This window comes from Candidatus Nitrospira salsa (genome assembly GCF_965152625.1).
This window is the reverse complement of sequence record NZ_CBCUCO010000004.1, coordinates 969,460-991,889: the sequence shown is the minus strand read 5'-3', so window position 1 is coordinate 991,889 and position 22,430 is coordinate 969,460. Positions and strand designations below refer to the sequence as shown.

Genomic DNA, 22,430 nt, shown 5'->3' with positions numbered 1-22,430 from the left:
ATACTCTCAACACTTATTGTACGTTATCCGCAATAGTGGCAACCAATACTTCATCCACCGTGGTTATTCCGAGTTGTATTTTTTGTAAGCCACTTGCCCGCAATGATGTAAACCCCGAACGCCGGACACAAGCTTTCAGCTCATGAGCCGGAGCACGCAGAAGAATTCGGTCATGCAATTCTTCAGAGAGGGAGAGGACTTCAAGAATCGCCACTCTTCCCTTGAACCCGGTACCATGACAATGAAGACACCCTCGCCCCCGCATCGGCACTACACAGTCTGCCTCTTCTTTGCTAAACCCTAATAACGTTAATTGATGACTAGACACCGAATCCGGTTCTTTACAGGATTCACAGATTTTCCGAATAAGTCGCTGAGCGATAACCAGAGAAAGCGCGGACGAGACAAGGAAGGGTTCAATCCCCATGTCTACTAATCGTGTCACGGCCTGTGGAGCATCAGTCGTATGCAATGTGGAGAGAACGCGGTGACCAGTTAACGCAGCCTGCACCGCAATATTTGCGGTTTCTTGGTCACGAATTTCTCCGACCATCATGACATCGGGATCTTGCCGAAGGAAGGAACGAAGTCCAGCAGCAAATGTCATTCCAATTTCTTCCTTGGTTTGAAGTTGATTAATGCCTGCCAATTGATATTCAACAGGATCTTCTACCGTGACAATGTTCACGCTGGGTGAGTTAAGAAACTGAAGGGCGGAATATAATGTGGTCGTTTTGCCACTTCCCGTTGGCCCAGTGACTAAAATCATCCCATGCGGATCTTCCAATGCCGACATCACTCTCGCAAGACTCTCTGTATCAAACCCCAATTGCGTCAGATCCAGATTGAGATTTGATTGATCAAGAATCCTCAAAACAGCCTTTTCCCCGTAAAAACAAGGAAGAATCGAGACACGGACATCATAGTCTCGGTCGCCAGACCACGTCACTTTCATTCGGCCATCTTGCGGGAGTCGCCGTTCCGCAATATTCAGGTTAGACATGATTTTGATCCGGGCAGTTATGGCCCGATGGACATTTTTCGGAAGATGCATCACTGTACGCAACACACCATCTAAACGAAATCGGACACGAACAAAAGCCGCATACGGTTCGATATGAATGTCACTGGCTTCCGCTTCTCCTGCTTGCTCAATCAGTCGATTCACAAGATGAATAATTGGTGCACGTTCTTCGGCAACATCGACTCCACCTTCGATCTCTTCACCTGATGGCAAGGAAGACGTCACGTCTTTTAAGCAAGCTTGAAGATCGGCAAACATCGGGAGAGAACCTCCCGCATCACCCGCAAATCCTTGGTTCGCACCGTGCGGTGATAAATAATGGTGATTCGGTGCCGTGCTCGACTCATTTGAGGGTATTTCCTGTCGGTTCGCACCATGATCCTCAAAATATTCATTCGGCCGATAGAGTCGACGAATGGCCGCTTGAATATCCGATTCCATCGCCACAATCGGGACGACATGGACGCCAACAAGAAACTTAATTTCATCAAGCACACTGGTATTGGAAGGGTCTACCATCGCTAACATTAGTCTCGAACCAGTCTTACGTACGGGAACCACCGTATATTTTTTCGCCATATCGACGGGAATCAGTGCAAGAAGATCACGGTCAACCTGACATGTCGACAAATCAATCGTGGCAACGCCATACTGCTGACTGAGAAACTGCAGTAATGTCGCTTCTGAGACCGCGCCCATCTCAACAAGAATACTCCCCAAGCGGCTGCCACTCAGCTCTTGAACTTGAAGGGCCGTGCGAACCTGTTCCTCAGAGATTAACTGTGCTTCCAACAAGAGTTGTCCCATCCGCTCACGTATCATAACTCACGCCTATCCTCGTGTTACCCTTAGCTATTAAGACTCATAACTCCTCGATAAAGATAATGAGCACCCGAAGCAACCGTTAATGTAGCCATGACTCCCAATACCGGTTGAATCGTGTAGGCAGGCACATGACCGGTCATCATGAGGACAACCATCGTAATGTAGATCAATTGAAACAAGGTCGTGCCTTTCCCAAGCACGGTCGGGTCAATGTTAACGGGCGATTCCGTCACACGTGCCAACAATGTCCCGGCCAATAGGATGACATCACGACTCACTACCAAGATCACGGCCCAGACCGGCACCAGATGTAAGACCGATAACGTTAAGAAGGCTGACATTAAGAGAATTTTATCGGCAAGAGGATCGAGATAGGCCCCGATTCGGGTTTGTTGATTGGCCATTCTCGCGATCGCCCCATCCAGGCCATCGGTTATAGCAGCAATGATCAGCGTCAGAAGAGCTTGGTTGTAGTGCTCATAGATTAAAAAACCGACAAAAACGGGAACCAAAATGATCCGAAGCACGGTGAGGCAGTTGGGAATATTGAGCGGAATTCCATCAGAAAGTGATACACGGTCCATTTGGCCATCCCAACATAACGTGAAAAACTTTGGCAGGCTTACGTACCCTGCAGAAAGAGTAAGTGTTGCCTCTTTTGGAAGTCAACCAGGAACCTGTTTGCGATGAAACTATTTCACGACTTGCGAGTCGCCTCGTTCAAACCTATAATCACGATCAGGTTCAATCATGAAGTCATTCGATCCGTTTGACACCTATGGAGTTTTCATCATGAGTACCCTTCCCTTATCATTCCGAGTACGAAATGCCGTCGTCGAAAAACATCAATTAGAAGGCACTGATCCAAGCGATCGATATTTTAATCGCTTAATGCCTGTGAAACGTGTCGACCGGGGGTATACCACAAGCATCATGTACGAGGCCTTGATTGTTGAGAGTGACAACCATCGAACAGTCCAAGCTGCCATCACCGATGTCGTGAATAAACTGCAAGAGCACGGATTCACAAAAATCCGAACCAGGATCAATTTCAAAGGACAACGATACCTGGCCGAAAAAGAAACGTGGATCGATTATCCAGACGCCTAACATCACCTGATTGTTACAATCCACACCACAACCGTTTCCTTCTCAACCAACACACTCCTACCCCGTCAACAGATAAGGGGACGTATTTGAGGAGAGCCCCTTATCATCCATCGATTCACATTCATAACGTCATGGTTCATTATTTAAAAACTTATTCGAGGAGTCAGCGCAGATGAAAACACTCAACCCGTATGCTGTCTTATGGTTCTGCCTCTTCGTCGTCGGCTTGTCATTGACGACAGCCGGGGAAAGTATTGCAGACAATGATCTACAGAAATATGAAAATCATGGGTTGTCCTTCCACTATCCCTCCAACCTCAAACCCATGGGCCCAGCCAGTACCAAGAAAATTCAAGGCATGCTCAATCAACAACTCCATGGCATAGGGAATACTCAAGTTTCCGTGATCGCCCTGGATGTGTTGTTAGATCTCCCTGCCTTTCGCGTGATGATCGCGAAAGAACGCTTCGTGACAGAGCCGACGCCCCGCTTCCTGATCGAGGAACGGCAACACTTTCTCGTAGAAGCGCAGAAACGAGGAATGGTCACGTCCTATGGCGAAATTAAAGAAACCACGATTGCCGGCCATTCCGCAATCAAATTTCTCGACCTCGACAAAGGTACTCAAGGCTATGGCAGTCGCGCGAGAATACTCTGTGGAAAAGATACGTGGAATATCACATTCACGGGGCAAAGCCGTGACGCCTACCAACAATATCAAAATCATGTAACCCAGATGTTAAATTCAGTTGCCATTTCAGAAACCTGTTCATAAATGAAAGGAAAGCCCATGCCTACTTTGATTGAAAAAAACTCTGTCGTCCGTATGCATTATACGCTCAAAGACAATGACGGCAATGTCATTGATCGTTCAGAAAAATCGAAACCCCTGTCATACTTACATGGAGCCGGAAATATTATACCCGGACTGGAAAAAGCGCTGACGGGAAAAGGAGAAGGAGACTCGCTGCAGGTCAAAATTGAGCCCACCGACGGCTATGGCGAAGTGGACCCTGAATGTATCAAGATCATCGAAAAGTCGGCATTCGAAGGCGTCGAAACGCTTGAAGCCGGCATGACCTTTGAGGCCAAAGCCCCAGACGGGACCTCACAGCAGATCATCATCAAGAAAGTCGAAGGAGACAATGTCACCATTGACACCAATCATCCTTTAGCCGGGATCATCCTTAATTTTGATATAGACATTGTCGGTGTACGAGAAGCGACAAAAGAAGAACTCGACCATGGGCATACACATGATGGCCATAGCCATTAGATTTCCACGGACGCAACATGATTGCCGCTAATTAGTCAAAAAAGAGTTGCCCTCGATTCGCTAAATTTTGATAGAAAGTTTCTGGCGTATCGCTAATTGAAAACCAGTCAGTGAGTCAGGAAGTGAGCCATGTTCAAAGCCATCGTAGGGACGAGAGGAGCGAGCCGTATCCCAGAGTTTGCTGGTCCCACCTGGGTTTGGCTTCAGTATTTGCTTGGGTTACGAAAACTCGGTATCGAGAGTGTTTGGCTCGACTTCTTGAATTCTACCGATCTGGTTAATCATCACCACAGCTTGGATTATCTCATTGAAAAACATGCCCAGACTGCGCGGAATTTTGGGCTTCAAGATCATTACTGCATCAACTACAACAATGGAGAACGCTACTTTGGAATGACGGAAAAGCATTTGCTGCAGATCGTGGCAGATGCGGAGCTTCTCATTAACATCAGTGGGCACCTCCCACGTCAATCCCCTCTTATACGCATTCCCCGCCGAGCGTATATTGATGTCGATCCTGGATTTGTGCAAATTTGGGCACAGACGACTGATATGGCTCTGGATCGTCATAACTTTTTCTTTACTGTGGGACAGAATGTGGGACATCCAAGCTTTACGATCCCAACGTTGAACATTAACTGGCACACGATTGTCCCTCCGGTGGTGTTAGATGAATGGCCACCACATATCGATGAGCAATTTCAAGGTTTTTCGACCATTGCAGATTGGCGTGGGTCTCAGATCGCCATATTCGACGAGGTGCAATACGGGGGAAAGCGCGAAGAGTTTCTGAAATTTTTACAATTGCCTTTAGTCACAAAGCAAAAAATAGAGCCTGCATTATGTATTGGGTACGATGAGTATGAAGACCTCGCTCTACTCGATCAGCATAATTGGAAAATTAAAGATCCGTATTTTTATGCAGGAGACCTGTATAGTTATCGCGAATTCATCCAATTCTCTAAAGCTGAATTCAGCGTCGCCAAAAACGGGTATGTTAAATCGAACAGCGGCTGGATTAGCGATCGGACAGTTTGCTATCTGGCTTCAGGGAAGCCTGCCCTGGTGCAATCAACGAAATTCGAAGAGCATTTGCCTACCGGCAAGGGCTTAATAACCTTTCAGACATTCGACGATGCCGTAAAGGGAATAGCCGCCATCAATAATGATTACCAATCACATTGTCATGCAGCTCGACAGATTGCGGAAAAATATTGCGATTCAGACCTTGTCTTGGGGTCAATCCTCGAGCAAGTAGGGTTGGAATAAGAAGAAAGCTATCCAGACTTGCCAAAGTATGAAAAGCCTAAAAGTCGTTGCATGTCAAACACATAACTTCCTAAACATCCCGCTTCCAAGATAGATCTTCCTCAAGAATTTGACAAAAATAGGCTTCCAGAAAAAATACGACTGAGCAGGGCATTTCGATAAGATCTTCTTACCTTACCCTCATAATTGTAATTTTCACCATTATGCAGTTCCTTCATACGCTCATTTTCATCAATACAATCCAAGTAATCATTCCATTCAACCTCTCCAGAACTTAGCAGAAAAAATTGTAGTGGAGTTGCCAAAATCTGTGTCGGGTATGTGCATGATGGGAAAGAGTACGTCGATACTGCTCATGATAAATATTATTACTTAATCACAGGCTATGTACGTATCAAGGGTTTTGAAGAGTTATTTCCAAGAATAAATACGTTATCCTAATTTCATCTAATAATGATTCTAACTTTCCAGTGTTCATACAGAAATTTCCACGATGTCTTATAGCGGACAACGCCGCAGTTTAAAGGAAGGTAAAACATTATGAAATTTTTACGAGCTTCTACAATTATGACTACCGCCTTTGCAATCATCCTATCTATTGTAGGCATTCCAGGACCCGCACTGAGTCAGGATGGGAATTACGATTATAATTTCGAACCCTACAATCACCTTCATTACTATGAGGATGAAATTCTTTCAGACCGGGAGCTACGTACCCGCATCATGACGGCACTGTTCATGAGTTCGTTTGTCGAAGATAGCCGTATAGATGTTTCGGTTGACAAAGGCATCGCCACACTCTCCGGTATCGTAGAAAATCGAAAGGCAATGATTGACGCCGAGATAACAGCCTATGATGCTGGAGCATGGAGAGTCCACAATCAGTTACGAGAACCTGGCATGAGGGATCGGTCGTGGAGCTCTAGACGAGATTTTGAACTCAAAGAAAAAATCAAAGACGAGCTGACGTATAGCCTTTTCGTCAATGAAGATCAAATTAACGTGAATGTGCAAAACGGCGTGGCAACTCTCTATGGTGGAGTTGAAAATCGAGAGGAAATTGCCGATGCCATCGATAATGCGTATGAAGCCGGAGCGGAGCGTGTGAAAAGCAGACTATGGATCGATCCAGATCTGTTTTAGACCAATCTTACTATCACCACGCAGATCATTTTCATGCTTAGATGAGGTCAAGGATATCACCATTGACTCCCAATAATCTTGCCGGTGTCGCACTGAATAATGATGAAGACGTTGTTGGCGTTTGGGAATCGACAAAAAATGCCTTAAGGCCCTGCGCATTAAATTCTACCGTTATTTTTCTTTTTCCATGGATTGATCAGGTTAATTTCACATCCTGTAAAGTCTTTAATATTACGCGTGGCAATCGAGGCGTTGTAGTTCTTTGCAATAGAAGCAATCATAAGATCCACTGGATCGGCCTTCAGGCCACCCTGTTCCCGCCTAGCAGATAAGCCCCCATATAAAAGAGCAGCGGCTTCATCAAAAGGGAAGATACGTCCTCCAAAAGCATCCTGAACAAAGGCCCAAAAGTTCTGTTCTAAGGCTTGACGCCGCTTGCCTTTTGGCAAACGAGACAATCCCCGCGTGATCGCAGCGATTGCAATAGCTGTCAACGCAAGATCCTGAGGCCTTTGTGAGCCAATCCATTGTTTAACTTGTGTATCAGGCTGATCTTTCATCAGTTCGGAAATCACATTGGTATCCAAAATAATCATGAACTGAAATCAACCGGCTTGCGGACCGACCCGCGCTTAGGCAGTTTCAGAGCAATGCCTTTGCCACCGCCAAAATACTTATCGACCAATTCAAGAATATTAACAGACTTTAATCCCTTGCCTGTAGAGGCTTGCTGAAGAATATGACGGACATGCGCCTCCAAAGAAAGTCCCGCCTGAGCCGCTTGTACCCGCAAAGCCTCTTTGGCTTTGTCTGATAGTTCACGAATAGTGATTTGTGCCATGAACATCTCCTCATTCACTTATCATCGTAATATTTGATATCAATGATGTAAATACGTTCATTGACATCGAACGCAAAGTAACAGGGTAATAACGGTGATTTAATTTTCTTGTAAATAGAGACCTTACTTGATCTTCTAGGTCATGTAATTAAAATAGAAGGGAATAGAACCGGGCAGTCGGACAACGACCATTTTTTATTAACCCTGACTTATATATTCAATAATAAGAGACCATAAGTATTTGAAAGAAACTGTTGTGTCTACCATGATTATCAATTGTATTTGGTGTGGTAATGAGTTAGCTAAAGAAACCGAAACTAAAGACCATGCATTCCCTCGAGGACTCGGAGGGACTTTAGATGAGAACCTATGGGTGCCGTCGTGTAAGGACTGCCAGACGAAAATTTCTCATGCCGAAACGGAAGTTCTGACTCGATCGGAATTTGCCATTCATAGACTTGCAAAAAATCTCAAGCCAAGAAAACCAAACGTGCTGGCCAGCGGACTCATCGAACCCAAGATAAGCCTTGTTAAGAACCCTCAAATCAAGAAATACATAGTAGTGAGCTTCAGGCTGGGTGAAACTCACCCAAAGACACTTCCAGCTCTCGAGATAGACCCAAAGTCGGGAGAGGGTTTTATTCATGCAGAGAAAGCAGATGACGCCAACCGCCTTCTCAGAAGCATCAAGGATGAGCTCTCTAAGAAACCCCGAGAGAATAAACTCGTCTTTGAGATGGGCACTCACCTACTCCAAAGGCTTGATCAGGAGGTCCCCGCCGACCCAGACTTCCACCCACGAGTCTACCTCTCTCGCAGGGATCGCCTTTATGTCTGCGCAAGAGATCCAGAAGAGGCGCTGGCACTGATGCGAAATATCGTGGCTCTCGAAGCAGCTGGCACACTCAGGGAAAGAGACCAGGGTAATTGGCAAACCTTTGAGATTCCAGCGAAAACGTCCCACAAAATCGTCTTCGTATACAAACAAGAGGCTCTTAAGCGTGTCTTGCTAAAGATCGCCTACGCCATCACAGCTGCGCACCTTGTGAGGGAAGGTCAGAAACCACTTGATCTTCCACATATCACACAGGCTGTCATTGGCACAAATGCTCCGGGGCCGGACATCAGGCAAGCCCTAGAGGCAAATACTGAAAAATTGGTTGCCTGGACGGACTGCCTAGTGTGTGTTGTTGCGCCAATTGATGAGCGTCTCCTAGGAATAGTCGGCATATATAGCTCTTGGTTTCTTGTTGATCTCGGTTCTATCAAAGGGGCTCCACAATTATCAGAGCCGTTCGGCGCAAAGTGTAAAGCTGTCAGCAAAAAGAAGCAGAGATGGCTCTCCAAGCAAGAAGCTAAAGAGCTACTAGCAATTTGTCGAAGAGACATCTTTTGAGTAGAAGACATGTCCACTCAAGATAGACTACCTGAATAACTTCTAGAGTTGAGCATTCACCTGAAATGTGGAAGAAGTTATGATCAAGTCTTTTGTCTACTCAATAGCTCTACCAAATTTGATTTTTATGATAAGCACGTTTGAAAAAGAGTCGACTCCAACAGTAATTACGAACCTCACTCCCACTTTATCGTGCTTTAACTTTTCACTTAATTCTCATACTACCGAATCTTCTTTCTAAGAAAAGGCCTCGTCGACAGGAAGCAAGTGGGGTAAAGTGATGGATCTATCTTCCTTTAAGAATTCTAGGCTAGAAGGAGATATGGCGAATGACTTTGGTTATTGGTCTCAAATAGAGATTCCTTTATGGTGTGAACGTCAACATAACTTCATGAATAAACGATCGGCAAATCTTAGTTGTATGGTTGAAATTTTTTGACGTAAAGATGTTACGACCGATCTGGGGCCACATTTATGCACAGAATTACCCGTTAGCCGGATAATTTAACAAAACACCGAAACTTACATATAAGACCCCCTTTTAAATAAATGAGATGATATTTCATCGAAAATAACAATCGTTAAAACCAGCTTTGTAACCGCGCATAGCCTATCCGTCCAGGAAATTCGGATTTAGCCGATAGCCTTTAAGACAGAAGGCGGATCATGCGTAGAATTTGGTTGTCTGGACTTCTTGGAGCGTGTATGTTTAGCAGGTGTGCTGGAGCTCATCACGCGACAGATGGTGAACTCGCGGATCTCTATCTCAGCACATTAGACGATAAACATTTCGTCTGGTGTACGGCGAATTTAGATCAGTGCCAAAAAGATATTGATAACTGGCAACGGACTGAACGAGGCCGTGCAATCTTACGTGAGCATGCCGATGACTTTACTGGTGCTATAGAGATAGGTCATGTCAGTGCGATTCCGGCCAAGTATGGCCCTAATTTATTTCCGAAGAACGGTACTGAAAATCATACACTTAGAAACGCGGTGCCCTATCGTCGGGGTAATAACCAGAACCCCACCCGTTCTTTATTCTAAGTCCTCTCTTCTAACCTACCAGGTTAGCAATACTTATATGAAAAACTCCTGTTTCGTAGGCCTCATTTCGCAAAGGTACTAAGGCACGTGAGAGGTAAGTTTTGAGAACGCAAAACCAAGTAGGAGGAGGCATCCAGTCATGTTTGTTTTGGTTCATTGGTTCCTCTTCCCATGCACAGCACGGAAAAGGCGAAGTTGGCCGTAGTCATAGAGGTCGTGGAGAAGTTCTTTAGCTCCGGTTAAATTTCCAAATCCGGTCTGTGCAAAGGCTGCGGCGATGCGTGTTTGGTGGGCAGGGGTTAATAGCTGATTAATATCGATGGACTCACCGGCTTGGATGGCTTGCTCAAGATGACTATAAATGGTGCTCGTCACCAGGCCACGTTGTTTAGCAATTTCCTCAACCGATTTTCCTGATCGAAAACTGCGTAGGGTCTCCTGAACGGTATTTCCGAGGCTCTTTTTTCTAGCAGCTAACGGTGACTGATTGACTGAAGACTCTTTCGGAAAATTCTGACGTGAATGGGCTCCTAAGTGTTCAGTAATAGTTGAAAGAAAGATTGCCCCGAACTCTTCCAATTTCCGGCTTCCGACGCCGCTAACCTGTAGAAACTCTCGGTCATTGGTCGGATACTCTCGTGCCATCTGACGTAGGGCCACATCGGAGAATACGACATAGGCTGGAACATCTCGTTCATCAGCGACTTTCTTTCGTAGCTGACGTAAGCGGTTAAAAAGCTCCTCGTCATGAGCCAAGTCACCGGACGGTGCAGCCTTCCGTTCTGGGGCACTCATGGGCTTGGTCAGCATGACAGGCTGACGCACTTGGAGGAAGTCTCGGCCTTGAGGTGTCAGTTCCAAAATGGTGAAGGGTTCGGTCGTTTGCTGGAGATACCCAAGTTTGATGAGTTCTCGACAGATGGCGGCCCATTCGGGTCGGCTGTGAACATTCTTCCCTTTTCCATACGCGGCCAGCCGCTCATGGCCCCATCGTCGGACTTTTTCGGTCTTTGCTCCGCTCAATACTTCGATCACATGATTTTGTCCCACACCAAATCCGCTTTTTAGTCGAATCTGCGCAACGCATGACAGAACCGTGATGACGTCTTCTGTCCCGTCATAGGCATCCCTGGGTGAGAGACAGTTATCACAGGCACCACAGTTTTCCTGTGCCACTTCCTCTCCAAAATACCGTAACAATTCGACACGCCGACACGTCGCACTTTCGGCATATTGCACCATTTGCTCTAACTGCGCACGAGCTATTTGCTGCTCCTTCATATCCGGCTTCTCATTGATGAAGCGTTGCTGCTTAACCGTATCCCCGGCACTAAATAGCAGCACACAATCACTTGGCAACCCATCACGTCCGGCGCGTCCAGTTTCCTGATAATAACTTTCAAGATTTTTAGGTAGATCATAATGAATGACAAACCGCACATTGGATTTGTTGATCCCCATTCCAAACGCAATCGTCGCACAGATCACCTGAATTTCATCACGTAAGAATAATTCTTGATGGCGTATACGTTCCTTGGTCGGCAGACCCGCATGATACGGTTTGGCTAAAATGCCATACGCTTGTAATCGTTCGGCAAGCTGTTCCGTGGCTTTTCGGCTCTGGCAATACACAATTCCACTTTCGTGCGGTTGCGCCTGGAGCACAGCCAGCACTTGCTCAGAGGGATTGACCTTGGCTTGCACTCGATACCTAAGATTCGGCCGATTAAAACTGGCCACATAGGAAGCTCCATCTTCCAGTCTGAGAAGTGTACGAATGTCGTCTCGTACCCGGATCGTGGCTGTCGCGGTCAGTGCCATAATCGGTAAGGCAGGAAATCGATCTCGCAGTTCAACCAATCGCCGATATACCGGACGGAAATCATGACCCCATTCACTGATGCAATGGGCTTCGTCGATCGCGAGAAGATTGACTTGCCATTTCAGAAGATCATTCAAGGAACCTGGCAACATAAGCCGTTCCGGCGCAATGTAGAGTAACCGGTAGTCACCACGATGCAAGCTCTGTAACCGATCATGTGACTCCTGCGCCGTTAACGAAGAATTGAGAAAGGTCGCGGCAACGCCATTGGCTTGAAGAGCATCCACTTGATCTTTCATCAGGGCAATCAGTGGTGAAATCACCACGGTGAGTCCCGGTCGGGCCAAAGCCGCCAATTGAAAGCACAGTGACTTCCCTCCCCCTGTTGGCAAAAGCGCAACAACATCACGCCCTGCCAAAGCATCACGTATGATTTCTTCTTGTAACGGTCGAAATGAGGTGAACCCAAAATGTTCTTTTAGCAGAGAGAGTAGAGCAACTTGATTCGATATGCTCGCGTGAGATGAGTTCATGAGGAATTACTATTCGATCACTAAAATGGGTAACATTGAGAAAGGGGATATTCAACTAGAAGGCTTCGGTCAATAAGTCTTCGCAGTTCGTAAATAATCGGCGTTCAGTCTTTACGTTGTTGTTCAATGCTTTCAAGAAAAAAAACATAGCACTACACGATTAGCTCGTGTAAAGTCCTTTATTTGGCGGTACATACCATGTATTCCATTCATCTCTCCCTCAAACAACCATTTCTCCGTATATAAAGGTAATGAAGTAATAGCCACGTTGGAATGCGCAATAGGAAAGTTTAACGAAATGAAAGCCAAGACCGAATAATCTTTTCGAATCTGTCATTTACTCCCGACCAACAGGCCAGACATTCAGACAGAAGCCTAGCGCGAGTCTGGCCTAATCTTTTTCATACCCTCAGGTAAACGCCTCATCATTTACCAATCAAATGTCAGAATCCAAACAGCCTTTCATACGCTCAAGATTCATTCAATCATTAATAGTAAAATTGTACATCAATGAACCGAACACGCTGCTTGCCTCGAATTGTTGAACATTCAGTCCTTCGCATCCACGTTTAATCTGAGGGCAGACTCTAAATTACAACGAACCAAAGAGACTTAATGTTTCTTTATAGCCGCTTTTCCCACGAATGTCATAAAAAAGACAAAGCTGGACGGAGTCTTACATTGAGTACCGACTTGACTCTTCGCTCCCCTCTCTCGGTGATCCATCCAATACACAGTTTCCATCAAATACCTTCGCACGTAGCTGCTTAAAGGCAGAGGGATCTTCCGGGTTGGCTTCATTGCTTCCTCCTTGCTCGCGCTTTTCATGTTCTTTCATCAAAATTGTCCAACCCCTCACTCGATTCCAAACCAATGATCGAGGTCTTAGAAACACTAATCTGGCACAGCTTTAAAAAATGTGATTAGCTGAATAATCCAACGCGCTGGCCTGATTACTAGTCTGTCAGGCCATTAGAATTAAATGTTTGTTCTTGCAGCCTTTTTTTCAGACATGCACGGCTTTCCTGTTCTGCCAGACGATTGAAAATTACGAATGAATACTATTCATTCTTGAGTACAAATTTCACTACGGTCATTTTTGTTTAATGATTATCTCATTGGATTCGACCAAGTATCTGATTAGATATAAAACTGCGTCGCGTTCAGTCCAGCAAGGCACCTTTGATCTACAAAAAACCCTTCGATTTTCTCTCGAGTCTTAAAATAAGTCTGATAAATCAAACCAATCAAATAACGAACAAAATGATGGCACTACACTTGCTCCAATTTAGCTCTTAGAAAGTACTTCTTACATGTACCCAGGCCTGGGAAACGAGAGGAGGAGACGACGGATGAGAAAAGAATAAATCCTCTGAATACGGAGTAGAGGCCACAACCCTAATCCTCTGTCCAACTGGAATTAAAGATGGGCAAAGCCAAAAATTTCTACCATAAGTAACGACGTATTCAGAGGAATGTCAATTACCGTTTCTATCATGAAACCCATGCAGGACACCTGCAAGGAATACTTAGATTAAAGTCGAAAACATTATAAGATATGGGAGATATACCATGGCTATTGATAACCAACTCACTATCAGCAGTAGCACAATCGATGTTTTAACTCAAAACCCTGGCCTCAATTTAACCCTCGGCGATGCTGCGAATTTCACTCTAGAGGGTGGATGCATCCGTCTAATGCGTTACGAAGAGAATTCAGAGGACTTGAATTATATCTTGTTCGACAACGGAAATTCGCTTCGTTCTAGTCAGACTCCGGGATTGAAAGACTTTCGTCAATCCTTCGAATGCGCCGCGAAGCACGGTATGGCAGTGACATACTGTATTTCGACAGACCGGAAGAAAATCAGAATGGTCAATCTGTACCCGTGCCTTTGCTCTTGTGGCTCTAAAGAAGGCAAAGGAAATGGGCGGCGTGCCAACGAAATATTAGGTTTGTCTGGAAGCTAGTCTACCCAGTGGGCCACGGCTGGGCCAACTCGTTTGGCCCAGCCGTGGGTATTGGAATTTTACGCAAGGAAATGGTATTCGATTGTAGGGCCCCTGTGATACTCGCCTTACTTCAGCTCCCGGGCATACGGCAACTATTGAAGTGTTTTTAGTAACTCTCCCTCGTTTAGTAATTACGCTTTTCTTAACAGCTCGTCATAAACCACATCATGAATCATTGGACGAAACTCACGAATCTTATTATTTTCGCGCGTAGGATGCACCCGGTTGGTGAGAAGAATAACTTCCAATTCGACTTCCGGATCAATCCAGATTGACGTGCCGGTAAAGCCAAGATGCCCAAAGGCTAATGGAGAGAAATGTGTTCCCGAAGAAGAGGGGTGCGATGGGGTATCCCAGCCAAGAGCCCAGCTCGAATCTTTGGGCTCTCCTTGTCGTGATGTAAATTGCAGGACAAGCGTCGGATCAAGCAACGAATCACGCCAATGATAGGCGTCTAACCATGCCTTGGTTATAATGCTCACAGCTTCTGTCGTCCCAAATAATCCAGCATGCCCGGCCACCCCACCTAGCACGTACGCATTTCCATCATGAACTTCACCTTGCAAGAGCCGTCCTCTCCAAGATTCCTGCTCCGTTGGGACAATATCCGACAATGACCGTTCATGAGAAGACGAATCATAGACCTCTTCTTTAAAGACTAGCATGCGTGCATTGAGGGGATGAAAAATTCGTTCCGCACAATACCGGCTCAACGATTGTTGAGTCACGGATTCAATCGCAAGTCCTAAAAGAATAAATCCAAGATCGCTATAGACACTTTTGGTTCGAGGCTGATATTCCAACGGTTCTTGAGCAATGGCTCTCAAGACATCATGACAACGTGCCTGTCTTGTCGTGTCTTTTGATAACACTCCATTCTGAAGCACGACCCTCTCATAATACGGTCGCCAAGCCGGCAGGCCTGATCGATGACACAGCAAATCACGAATGGTTGCATGTTCAATTGAGCTTCCATGTAATTCCTGCAAGATCGACCCGATGAATTGCTCGATCTTCAGAACGCCCTCTTGGACCAGGCAAAGAATGGCGGTTCCCGTGGCCAAAGGCTTCGTCAAGGATGCCAGATCGTAAACGGTATGCAGAGTCGTCGGGTGATTGAGAGTAGAACGAGAAGTTAGGCCGACCGCCTGATGATACTTGATTTCCCCATGGCTCCTGACCAATAAGACAGCACCAGGAAAAGCCTGGCCATCGACTCCTGCCTGCAATGCCCGGGTGATGGGATCGGTCTTGTCCATCGGACACTGATCTGGAACATGCACAAGAATGAGTTAGACTTCTGGAAGGCTTTCTTGATCGGCATTGTAGGCCGACTCTTCAACTACGTCAGGAATGGGATCGGCATGTTCTTCGACTTCGATCAAGCGATGAAACGCGCCCAACGTTGAACGCAACCGCTCAAGAACAAGAGCCCGCTGGCGACGAAGATCCGCAATCATTCGTCTGAGCTCCATCAAATCGGTGCGACTTTGGGCAAGAATTTCTTCGGCTTTCAACTCGGCCTCCTTCACCACAAGTTCCGCGTCGCGTTCGGCTCCCCGTTTCAATTGATCCACGAAAGTTTGTGTCGACATTAACGTATTCGTCAAGGTGGACTCGGTCTTTTTGAGATTAACGAGCTCATCGTCCTTGGACGACATTTTCTCTTTCAGTGCAGTATTCTCCCGCGTGAGGCTTTCAACCGTTTCTGCGACTTCCTCCAAAAACTGGTCGACTTGCCGCTTCTCGTAACCACGGAATTGTGTATCAAAAACTTTATGTTGAATATCAAGTGGTGTAATTTTCATGATGAACTCTCTCAATGCATCCGTACTGCCAGTTCAAACAAAGAACGTACCACGGCATATTGCAAAAACATAATGATGAGGATAGCAATAATTGGAGAAAAATCAATGGTCATACCATATCCCAACCGTCGTCGAATTGCAAAAAGTACAGGTTCCGTCGCTCGGCTGAGAAACTGCACAATGGGATTATAGGGATCAGGATTCACCCAGGAAATCAGCGCACGCGCAATGAGGATGTACATGTAGATGGTTAAAATCCAATCCAACACATGAGCCACGCCTTCGAGTATATTGCCGGCAATAAACATAACCCTCCTTGCAGTACGGCTTCGTGAGCCAAACCTTCTTTCGATCGTCTATATTTTTTCTACAGGATTCCTGGTGCCAAAGAGAGCCGTTCCTACTCGTACGATTGTGGTGCCTTCTTCTACAGCAACCCGATAGTCCCGGGACATTCCCATAGACAGTTCATCCATCTTCGTACGCTGAAAGTCTCGTTGTTTAACGGTATGGGCCATCTCACGCAGTTCACGAAAGTATGGTCGTGCGGTTTCACAATCTTCAGACCATGGTGGAATTGTCATGAGGCCTCTCACCGTCACATGCATCATACGTTCAAATTCCGGCAAGGCGTTCAACATGTCAGACGATGAAAACCCACCCTTCGTCGACTCTCCACTGACATTCACCTGCAACAAAATATCCTGCGTGATTCCCATATCGTCCGCATGTTTGTCCATGGCTCTCGCTTGCTCAAGGCTTTCTACTGAATGAATGAGGTCAAATTGCCCAACCACATCTTTAATTTTCCGACGTTGGACCTGTCCAATAAAATGCCAGGACACATCAACAAGATCCTGCAAGGATTCTTGTTTCTGCTGAGCCTCTTGAAGTCGATTTTCCCCAAAAGTCCGAATGCCAGCAGCATGCGCATGACGCAATCGTTCAGCCACAACCGTTTTCGTGACAGCGACTAATAGGATGTCTTGGGGATCTCGCCCCGCAAGTAGTGCTGCCTGATGAATCGACTGTGTAACGCGTTGAATATTATCTGCAATTGAACAAGACACAGGCTCCGGCTTCACCATTCAAAATTCAATGATCAAATTCGCGTTGATTCTATTGTAATCCGAAATTGCGGTTTCGTCACTCGACGATCTTCAATCTTATGGTTTTAGCATGATTCCACTCAACATCGTTCCGTTAACCCGTCCCTCTCTTCTGTACGAAAAATATTTACTCGCATCGCATTGCGTACAGGCATCACTCCGACTAATGGATGTCACCGCTATGCCCTGATGCTGTAACTGCTGGAGTATGAGTTCTTTCAGATCCACCTTGGCATGTGTTGCAGAAGTTGGCATTAATACCTTGTTCCAAAAGGGATAGTTCGCTTTAATAGGACTGATGACTGGATCATCAACCTCAAAACAACAAGCCCCAATCGAAGGGCCAATCGCAACACGGAGATGCTCCTCTTTCGTCCCATACTGATGCTTCAGAACGGAAATCGTTTCTCCTACGATTCCAGCCACGGCACCTCGCCATCCAGCATGAACCGCCGCCACTACACGCAACTTCAGATCGGCAAAGAGGACGGGCACACAATCAGCCGTGCGGACGACGAGCAGAACATTCGGCTGTCTGGTGACGAGCGCATCCCCTTCTTGAGCAATCGTCGAATTGGCGTCAAGCTGTTCGTCAAAGACTAATACTGTTTTCTCGTGCACTTGCTTGACAGAAATCACGCAGGGATAATCCGGTGGGACAGGGGTGACCTGTCCCACTTGGACTGTCTTGACGAGAGCAGCCGGACTTTGTCGTGTTCCAAAAAAATGGACAAAACCGTGCTCGGAAGGAAAACACTCAGGGAATGAAAGAGAGTCCACGTCCTTGACCTTTACTTAAGGCTGGGCTCTCTTCAGGAGCCTGTCTCTGATAAAGAGCTGACCTTCGCTATCTCCCTATGAATCTGATGATTTCCTCAAAAAGGTTGGCACATCCCAATCGTCATCGACGAGCAGATTCCCATTTTCTTGATGAGCCCGTTTGGGAGCGTACCGCCGCATGAACGTCGGACGATCTAATTCCTCATCCGCATAACCACGGTCATTGGCCACAGGTGCGAGAAGCGGTTCATCGGCTGACTTCACAGCCAGAGCTGGAGCTTCGCGTGGAGGCGGAGGAGGAGTCTCTCGGACAACCTCTCGCTGCTGAGTACGAGTAAACCCTGTATCTTTTTGCTCAAAGCCCGTCGCGATCACCGTCACGATAATTTCATCACCTGCCTCAGGATTGATGACTTGCCCCACAATGATATTGGCCTGAGGATCAGCGGCTTCCTTCGCAATCGTCGACGCTTCATCAACTTCATGCAGGGTCAAACTGGGTCCTCCAGAAATGTTCAAGAGAAGGCCTCGAGCCCCTGCAATACTTCCATCTTCCAATAGAGGGCTCGAGATGGCCTGCCTGGCAGCTTCACTCGCCCGGCTCGGACCTCGCCCAACACCTAACCCCATCACCGCTCGCCCGGAATAACTCATCACGGTTCGCACATCCGCAAAATCAACATTCACAAAACCCGGCGTCGTGATCACATCGGAGATGCCTTGGATTGCTTGACGCAACACATCATCTGCAACCTTGAAGGCCTCAAGAAGAGGAGTACTTTTATCGACTAAGGTCAGAAGTTTTTGATTGGGAATTACCAGCAACGAATCGACATGTTTTTTTAATTCACGCAAGCCTTCTTCTGCATAGGCCGTTCGTCGATGACCTTCATACTGAAACGGTTTCGTCACCACGCCCACGGTCAACACGCCTAATTCACGAGCAATTTTGGCAGCAATCGGCGCCCCACCGGTCCCAGTTCCTCCACCCATTCCGGCCGTCACGAAGACCATCTCGGCATTCTCGAGGGCATCTCGAATTTGCCCTTCGCTTTCCAAAGCCGCTTCTTTCCCCACTTCGGGTCGTGCGCCAGCGCCTAATCCGCGCGTCCGCTCAGGACCTAACTGAATTTTAAACGGAGCCTCAGACTTTTCCAGAGCCTGAACATCCGTGTTCGCGACCACAAACTCAACTCGATTGAGCCCTGCCGCAATCATCGTATTCACCGCATTACAACCCGCCCCACCTACTCCAATCACTTTAATGCGAATGGCAGATGAATCTTCCTCTGAAAATGAAAACATGATGGCCTCCTTTCGCCAAGCTCAATAACCGAACCGTAATAAAACACGTGTAGACTTATCGTTTCGTCAATATGGAAATGCCGATCTTCAGTACACTCAACATCATGGACCTTAGAAGAAACTCATGACCCGGTCTTTCATGCGATCCAAGACCGAAGACCACCGTCCTCCTCCTATGCTTATTCCTCCGACTCCCACCCCTTGCAACACATGTTCATGGCTAATCGCATGTAGAATCAATCCGACTCCTGTTGCATACATGGGATTGCTCACCACATCTCGTAATCCCCCAATACCGGTCGGACCTCCACTTCGAACCGGTAAGTCCAAGATTCGTTCTGCGGCTTCCGCCATACCGGGAAGCAGCGAAGTCCCGCCGGTAATGACTCCACCAGCAACGAGCATGCCATCATACCCTGCACGACGAATTTCTCGACGGACGAGATCAAACATCTCCTCCACCCGCGGTTCAAGGATCTCAGCAATACGACTGCGTGAGACCAACCGAGGCGGGCGACCTCCCACACTCGGCACCGCAATGCTCTCTTCATCGCTGACTTGTTCAGATAATGAGACGCCATGCAGGATTTTAATTTTTTCAGCATCAGCATGAGAGGTGTGCAAGACCACCGTCAGATCCCTCGTCAAATGATTTCCCCCGATCGGAATCACGGCCGAATGACGAATACTCCCGTCGACATAAATCGCCACATCTGACGTCCCGCCGCCAAGATCAATCATCACCACTCCAAGATCCTGCTCTTCCGGTGATAACACCGCCGCACTGGACGCCAACGGTTGCAGGACAATATCAGCCACATCAAGTCCAGCTCGATTGACACACCGAACAAGATTTTGCGCAGATGTCACCGCCCCGGTCACAATATGGACATCCACTTCTAAGCGTGACCCGGCAATCCCAATCGGATCACGAATGCCTTCGAGGTCATCCACGATAAACTCGCGCGGCAGCACATGAAGCACGCGACGATCAGCAGGAATAACGGCACCACACCGGGCCGTTTCAATCACCCGATTCACATCACCATTCAAGACTTCTCGTTTTTTCAGCGCCACCACCCCGTGCGTACTTTCGCTCGCAATGTGACTCCCGGCAATACCGGTATACACCGAATTAATTTGCACTGCGGCCATCAACTCCGCTTCTTCCACCGCCTTCTTAATGGACTCGACGGTGCTCTCAATGTTGACGACCACACCTTTACGAAGTCCACGCGACGGGCTGTTTCCGACACCGATCACATTGATCGAGGTATCGTCAAGAACCTCTGCCACCACGGCACAGATCTTTGTTGTTCCGATGTCTAAGCCGACAACGATGCGCTCTTTCTTCGACATGTCTATCACTCCCTTTTTCGAAGAATCACTTTTCCTGGATACCGCAAATCCACTTCTGTCGCCTCATGAGTTATTTGTGTTTCAATGGAAGGATACAACGCTTGAAACCTCTGCCACTGGGCTTCAATCGAATCTCCGAATTGAAAACGAAGATCTTGTGTGTCCGCGACAATTATCGACGGCTGGTCGACATGTATTGTCGGAACGGCGGTCAATCCACTCGACAATAAACGTCCGATCAGAATGCCATCACGAACCTTCTGCTGAACCTCGTGATCTCCAGCTACAGCAAAATCTCCAGGAATCCCAAGTAACGTCGGTAATCCAGGAAATTGATCCTTCTTGGACACAGAAAGAACGTGGGCCTGATCATCGAGGAGATAGCGAACATTTTCAGACTGCCAAATGGCTGCCGGTACTCGTTCATCAATTCGAATAGCCAAAGTATGCGGGAAGACTCGTTCAACCACCGCATTCCGAACCCAAGGATGTGACTTGAGATGCGAGATAATCGATTCCGGCTGAACCTCAAACAAGCTTGTTTCAGGCGAGAGATCAAGTTTCGCCAAGACGTCTTTTCGCTCTAATTCCTTCAATCCCACGATCGTGACATGCTGAACAGTGGTCAAACTCATGGCCACAGATTCAACTCGATCAAATTCCCACACTCCCACGATGCAAAGAGTCGCTAACACCATGACCATGACCCAACGCATCAGTTTCTGCCAAATGGTTTTCTTCCGAGTTTGGCGTCGTCGTACGGGGCTGCGAACGGGTTGATTTTTTCGTACTTTATTCTGGCGAGGGCGAAGCATCAGCAGACCTTTCTTTAGGCAAAGAGACTCGGTTGATTCTTCATCGCACTCTTGAGCATACGCTCAACAAGTTCATCGTAGGTTAAACCAGCCTGAGCCGCGGCCATTGGAAGCAGACTTCGCTCGGTCATACCTGGAATGGTATTAATTTCCAAAATGACTGGACGACCTTGCCGGCTCAGCCGAAAATCCACCCGAGCCGCCCCTTCACAGCCAATAACCTCATACGCCTGGACCGCCAGAACTTGCATTCGATTCAATGGCCCTTTCAGTAATGACGCAGGACAGACGTAGCGAGTATCAGACTTCTTATATTTCGCCTGATAATCATAGAATCCCCCAGGCGCTTGAATTTCGACTGCAGGAAGGGCTTTGCCGTCAATAACACCAATGGCAATTTCACGGCCTTCGATATAGCTCTCGACAATGGCCTTCGAATCATATCGATACGAACGACGAAGGGCCGAGCGCCACGTCTTGGAACTCCTGACAATCGAAACCCCAATCGTGGAACCTTCGCTACTGGGCTTCACCACCACAGGCCACTTGAGTCCTGCAGGGAGGATTCGCTTGGGATATTCACGATTCAAAACAATCCCGCGAGGAACAGGAATACCATTCGCCTGTAAAATTGATTTCGTCGACGCTTTATCCATGGCAATCGCGCTGGCCCGCACACCCGAACAGGTATAGGGAATTCCCAACACTTCAAGAAGACCTTGTACCGTCCCATCTTCACCCCCACGACCATGCAAGGCGAGAAATGCGACCTCGATCTTTTTGGACCGTAACGACCAGGGTAAGGTTGAATCAGCTTCAATTGGTTTCACGTGATAGCCTCGCCGGGTCAGCGCCGCACACACGGCATTCCCTGTCTGTAACGAAATGTCACGTTCCGCCGATCGCCCTCCCATAATCACGCCAACACGAATACGTTTTTTAGTCATCATTACCC

Annotated in this window: 23 protein-coding genes; 8 read left to right on the top strand and 15 right to left on the bottom strand. The window is 47.1% G+C overall.

Features of this window, described 5'->3' with window-relative positions; all coding sequences use genetic code 11:
• Positions 1-13: 13 nt before the first annotated feature.
• Positions 14-1,846, bottom strand: a complete 1,833-nt coding sequence (locus tag ACWQXP_RS18580) for a GspE/PulE family protein (RefSeq protein ID WP_454064350.1) — start codon at positions 1,844-1,846, stop codon at positions 14-16.
• Positions 1,847-1,872: 26 nt separating this feature from the next.
• The gene (locus tag ACWQXP_RS18575; protein WP_454064349.1) at positions 1,873-2,433 is read right to left on the bottom strand and encodes a CDP-alcohol phosphatidyltransferase family protein; all 561 of its coding nucleotides are present in this window, start codon (positions 2,431-2,433) and stop codon (positions 1,873-1,875) included.
• 208 nt (positions 2,434-2,641) lie between these two features.
• Here ACWQXP_RS18575 and ACWQXP_RS18570 point away from each other — a divergent pair, with 208 nt between their 5' ends.
• The 5 genes from ACWQXP_RS18570 (at position 2,642) to ACWQXP_RS18550 (ending at position 6,647) form a co-directional block, all read left to right on the top strand.
• Positions 2,642-2,959 (top strand): hypothetical protein, encoded by a 318-nt coding sequence (locus tag ACWQXP_RS18570; protein ID WP_454064348.1) that lies wholly within the window; start codon positions 2,642-2,644, stop codon positions 2,957-2,959.
• A 172-nt stretch (positions 2,960-3,131) separates the two neighbouring features.
• Positions 3,132-3,734 (top strand): hypothetical protein, encoded by a 603-nt coding sequence (locus ACWQXP_RS18565; protein WP_454064347.1) that lies wholly within the window; start codon positions 3,132-3,134, stop codon positions 3,732-3,734.
• A 15-nt stretch (positions 3,735-3,749) separates the two neighbouring features.
• Positions 3,750-4,235, top strand: coding sequence for an FKBP-type peptidyl-prolyl cis-trans isomerase (locus ACWQXP_RS18560; RefSeq protein ID WP_454064346.1), 486 nt, complete (start codon positions 3,750-3,752; stop codon positions 4,233-4,235).
• A 129-nt stretch (positions 4,236-4,364) separates the two neighbouring features.
• Positions 4,365-5,504 carry a hypothetical protein gene (locus ACWQXP_RS18555; protein WP_454064345.1) on the top strand — a complete coding sequence of 380 codons (1,140 nt, stop codon included), beginning with the start codon at positions 4,365-4,367 and terminating at the stop codon, positions 5,502-5,504.
• Positions 5,505-6,044: 540 nt separating this feature from the next.
• On the top strand, positions 6,045-6,647 hold the full coding sequence (locus ACWQXP_RS18550; RefSeq protein WP_454064344.1) for a BON domain-containing protein: 603 nt from the start codon (positions 6,045-6,047) through the stop codon (positions 6,645-6,647).
• Positions 6,648-6,805: 158 nt separating this feature from the next.
• Here ACWQXP_RS18550 and ACWQXP_RS18545 read toward each other — a convergent pair whose 3' ends face one another.
• Both ACWQXP_RS18545 and ACWQXP_RS18540 read right to left on the bottom strand, forming a co-directional pair.
• The gene (locus tag ACWQXP_RS18545) at positions 6,806-7,243 is read right to left on the bottom strand and encodes a PIN domain-containing protein (protein ID WP_454064343.1); all 438 of its coding nucleotides are present in this window, start codon (positions 7,241-7,243) and stop codon (positions 6,806-6,808) included.
• Positions 7,240-7,488: a FitA-like ribbon-helix-helix domain-containing protein gene (locus tag ACWQXP_RS18540; RefSeq protein ID WP_454064342.1), complete on the bottom strand. Its 249-nt coding sequence runs from the start codon at positions 7,486-7,488 to the stop codon at positions 7,240-7,242. Before ACWQXP_RS18540 ends, ACWQXP_RS18545 begins: the two co-directional genes overlap by 4 nt.
• 265 nt (positions 7,489-7,753) lie before the next feature.
• On the opposite strand from ACWQXP_RS18540, the gene ACWQXP_RS18535 reads away from it, so the two are divergent.
• Both ACWQXP_RS18535 and ACWQXP_RS18530 read left to right on the top strand, forming a co-directional pair.
• A complete protein-coding gene (locus tag ACWQXP_RS18535; protein ID WP_454064734.1) occupies positions 7,754-8,884 on the top strand; it encodes an HNH endonuclease in 1,131 nt (376 codons plus the stop codon).
• Between the two features lie 666 nt (positions 8,885-9,550).
• A complete protein-coding gene (locus tag ACWQXP_RS18530; RefSeq protein ID WP_454064341.1) occupies positions 9,551-9,931 on the top strand; it encodes a hypothetical protein in 381 nt (126 codons plus the stop codon).
• Between the two features lie 153 nt (positions 9,932-10,084).
• Here ACWQXP_RS18530 and recQ read toward each other — a convergent pair whose 3' ends face one another.
• Positions 10,085-12,286, bottom strand: coding sequence for a DNA helicase RecQ (gene recQ, locus ACWQXP_RS18525; RefSeq protein WP_454064340.1), 2,202 nt, complete (start codon positions 12,284-12,286; stop codon positions 10,085-10,087).
• 676 nt (positions 12,287-12,962) lie between these two features.
• Positions 12,963-13,124 carry a hypothetical protein gene (locus ACWQXP_RS18520; protein WP_454064339.1) on the bottom strand — a complete coding sequence of 54 codons (162 nt, stop codon included), beginning with the start codon at positions 13,122-13,124 and terminating at the stop codon, positions 12,963-12,965.
• Between the two features lie 734 nt (positions 13,125-13,858).
• Here ACWQXP_RS18520 and ACWQXP_RS18515 point away from each other — a divergent pair.
• Complete coding sequence (locus tag ACWQXP_RS18515; RefSeq protein ID WP_454064338.1) at positions 13,859-14,257, top strand: hypothetical protein; 399 nt, start codon at positions 13,859-13,861, stop codon at positions 14,255-14,257.
• A gap of 173 nt (positions 14,258-14,430) precedes the next feature.
• Here the strand turns inward: ACWQXP_RS18515 and ACWQXP_RS18510 are convergent, their stop codons facing one another.
• The 9 genes from ACWQXP_RS18510 to ACWQXP_RS18470 all read right to left on the bottom strand — a co-directional run bounded on the left by ACWQXP_RS18510 (position 14,431) and on the right by ACWQXP_RS18470 (position 22,425).
• Positions 14,431-15,558 carry a serine hydrolase domain-containing protein gene (locus tag ACWQXP_RS18510; RefSeq protein ID WP_454064337.1) on the bottom strand — a complete coding sequence of 376 codons (1,128 nt, stop codon included), beginning with the start codon at positions 15,556-15,558 and terminating at the stop codon, positions 14,431-14,433.
• 33 nt (positions 15,559-15,591) lie between these two features.
• Positions 15,592-16,107: a DivIVA domain-containing protein gene (locus ACWQXP_RS18505; protein WP_454064336.1), complete on the bottom strand. Its 516-nt coding sequence runs from the start codon at positions 16,105-16,107 to the stop codon at positions 15,592-15,594.
• Positions 16,108-16,118: 11 nt separating this feature from the next.
• Positions 16,119-16,415 (bottom strand): YggT family protein, encoded by a 297-nt coding sequence (locus tag ACWQXP_RS18500; RefSeq protein ID WP_454064335.1) that lies wholly within the window; start codon positions 16,413-16,415, stop codon positions 16,119-16,121.
• Positions 16,416-16,463: 48 nt separating this feature from the next.
• Positions 16,464-17,177 carry a YggS family pyridoxal phosphate-dependent enzyme gene (locus ACWQXP_RS18495; RefSeq protein ID WP_454064334.1) on the bottom strand — a complete coding sequence of 238 codons (714 nt, stop codon included), beginning with the start codon at positions 17,175-17,177 and terminating at the stop codon, positions 16,464-16,466.
• 96 nt (positions 17,178-17,273) lie between these two features.
• Complete coding sequence (gene pgeF / locus ACWQXP_RS18490) at positions 17,274-17,996, bottom strand: peptidoglycan editing factor PgeF (RefSeq protein ID WP_454064333.1); 723 nt, start codon at positions 17,994-17,996, stop codon at positions 17,274-17,276.
• A gap of 75 nt (positions 17,997-18,071) precedes the next feature.
• A complete protein-coding gene (gene ftsZ, locus ACWQXP_RS18485; protein ID WP_454064332.1) occupies positions 18,072-19,301 on the bottom strand; it encodes a cell division protein FtsZ in 1,230 nt (409 codons plus the stop codon).
• A gap of 111 nt (positions 19,302-19,412) precedes the next feature.
• Positions 19,413-20,660, bottom strand: coding sequence for a cell division protein FtsA (ftsA, locus tag ACWQXP_RS18480; protein ID WP_454064331.1), 1,248 nt, complete (start codon positions 20,658-20,660; stop codon positions 19,413-19,415).
• Positions 20,661-20,665: 5 nt separating this feature from the next.
• Positions 20,666-21,475: a cell division protein FtsQ/DivIB gene (locus ACWQXP_RS18475; protein WP_454064330.1), complete on the bottom strand. Its 810-nt coding sequence runs from the start codon at positions 21,473-21,475 to the stop codon at positions 20,666-20,668.
• 14 nt (positions 21,476-21,489) lie between these two features.
• Positions 21,490-22,425 carry a D-alanine--D-alanine ligase gene (locus tag ACWQXP_RS18470; RefSeq protein WP_454064329.1) on the bottom strand — a complete coding sequence of 312 codons (936 nt, stop codon included), beginning with the start codon at positions 22,423-22,425 and terminating at the stop codon, positions 21,490-21,492.
• Between the last annotated feature and the right edge of the window lie 5 nt (positions 22,426-22,430).